Origin of the sequence: Wolbachia endosymbiont of Pentalonia nigronervosa (assembly GCF_014534705.1) — a bacterium.
GTDB lineage: Bacteria > Pseudomonadota > Alphaproteobacteria > Rickettsiales > Anaplasmataceae > Wolbachia.
The window spans coordinates 1-1,751 of the sequence record NZ_JACVWV010000142.1; the positions used below are offsets into that span (position 1 = coordinate 1).

Below are 1,751 nucleotides of genomic sequence, written 5' to 3' on the forward strand. Positions count from 1 at the left end.
TATATCAAGATTGACACAAAATACTACAAAATTTTTGAACCACCATTAAAAGATTCTGTAAACATGGTCTGGAGAATTGAGGCAATAGAGGGTGTTTAATATTAACACTAGAAATAATATCAGTCAAATTACTAGTAATATTGATAATTATGGCTCAAAAGTCAGACTTGCAACTACAAGAGCACTGAATAAAACAGCATTATGGCTAAAAGCGCAAGCTGCTAAGGAAATCAGTAAGGAAAAGCAAATAAAGTTAAATCTGATAAGAAAGAGATTGAGGATTTTCAAAGCAAAAACAAGCAGATTGGATGTATTAATAAGAGCAAATTTATATGACATTAGAGCATCATCTCTGGGAAAAATGAAACAGACAAGGACGGGTGCAAAAGCAGGAAAACATGAGTTTACAGGAGGATTTATAGCAACAATGCCAAGAGGAAATAGAGGTATTTTTAAGCGTAAAGGCAGGACTGCATTGCCGATAAAAGAAGTAAAATTGCCACTTGAACCAGAAGCGTCAAAAATAATAAAGGATCTTGTAAGTCATGAAGTTGAAAAGGTATTTGGAAAGTTTTTACATCGTGAACTGGATTTTATTTTAAAAGCATGACAATATTCTGGAACGATTTACATAACGCAATTTGCACCACGTTGAAAAGGGAAATTCCTGCTATACAAACCTGTGAAGTATATCCAGCAATAAGGAAAGAATTGGTAGCTCCAGCGGTATTTGTGGAACTTGCAAGTTTAGAGCCTGGAAAAGATGCAGGAACTGAAGAACTGGCATTAAAAGCTCGATTTGAAGCAAGGATAGTAATTGATTCTACAGTAGAAAATGCTTCGATAATTGTGAGAGCATTAGCAGCAGAAGTAGCAAAAGTGGTAAATAAAAACACATTTAATATGAACATTTCACCTGGCGAATTTCTTTCTGCGGAAGTTGATGGATTTAGGCCGGAGTTAGACGCATATTCAGTGTGGTTAGTTGAGTGGGCGCATGAAGTGCATGTTGGCCAATCGATTTGGAAAGAAGAGAAAATAAAACCACACATCATTGAAATTGGCGAAAATGTTAGAACATAGCTTCAGTATTGCAGAGCTGCAGAGAAAATTAGCCAATGTTATCCGTATTGGGATAGTGAAAGAAGTAGATTATGAAAAAGCAAAGGTGAAAGTGAAAATAGGAGAGTTTTTAACTAATTTTTTACCATGGATAGCAGGTAGAGCTGGGGAAGAAAGAGTTTGGGTACCACCGAGTATTGACGAGCAGGTAGTAATATTTTCACCACTTGGAGAATTATCACTGGGAGTAGTGCTTGCAGGAATATATCAACAGAAATATACTGCACCAGAAAACAAAAAAGAGGTAAATAGTTTTAAATTTGTGGATGGAACAAAGGTATTATACAATAAAGAAAATGGTCATTTAGAAGTTAATGTAATAGATAAACTAACATTGAAAGTTGGGGAATCAAGTATAGAAATGACAAAGGATAAAATAGAACTGAAAGCAAATAGGATAGAGCTAAATTAATGCCAGGAGTTGTCGGAAAAGGAGATCATTGTATGGAAGAAAGGCCACATTTTTGCGTCAGTGGAAGCAGAGACGTTTTTGTGAATGATAAGCCAATTTGCAGGCAAGGAGATAGTTTTAGTGAAGAAAAAATATTAACTGAAGGATCGAAAATAGTATTTGCTAATGGCTATGGAGTTGGAAGAGTTGGAGATTTAGTATCCTGTGGTTCCAAGGT

4 protein-coding genes are annotated in these 1,751 nt (G+C 35.5%); all 4 read left to right on the plus strand.

The window, feature by feature from the left end:
• The first annotated feature begins 91 nt into the window (after window positions 1-91).
• A complete protein-coding gene (locus tag IC220_RS07385) occupies window positions 92-610 on the plus strand; it encodes a phage tail protein (RefSeq protein ID WP_188153774.1) in 519 nt (172 codons plus the stop codon).
• Window positions 607-1,083 (plus strand): hypothetical protein, encoded by a 477-nt coding sequence (locus IC220_RS07390; protein WP_188153775.1) that lies wholly within the window; start codon window positions 607-609, stop codon window positions 1,081-1,083. The genes IC220_RS07385 and IC220_RS07390 overlap by 4 nt, the downstream gene beginning before the upstream one ends.
• Entirely contained in the window at window positions 1,070-1,534 is a 465-nt protein-coding gene (locus tag IC220_RS07395; protein WP_188153776.1) for a phage baseplate assembly protein V, read from the plus strand. The genes IC220_RS07390 and IC220_RS07395 overlap by 14 nt, the downstream gene beginning before the upstream one ends.
• Window positions 1,535-1,566: 32 nt before the next feature.
• Window positions 1,567-1,751 (plus strand): PAAR domain-containing protein (locus tag IC220_RS07400; RefSeq protein WP_223158812.1); only part of this gene is annotated, 185 nt, incomplete at its 3' end.

Excerpts from the sequence above, each read along its gene's own strand:
- IC220_RS07390 (WP_188153775.1), top strand. The coding sequence starts at position 607 with ATGACAATATTCTGGAACGATTTACATAACGCAATTTGCACCACGTTG.
- IC220_RS07395 (WP_188153776.1), top strand. The coding sequence starts at position 1,070 with ATGTTAGAACATAGCTTCAGTATTGCAGAGCTGCAGAGAAAATTAGCC.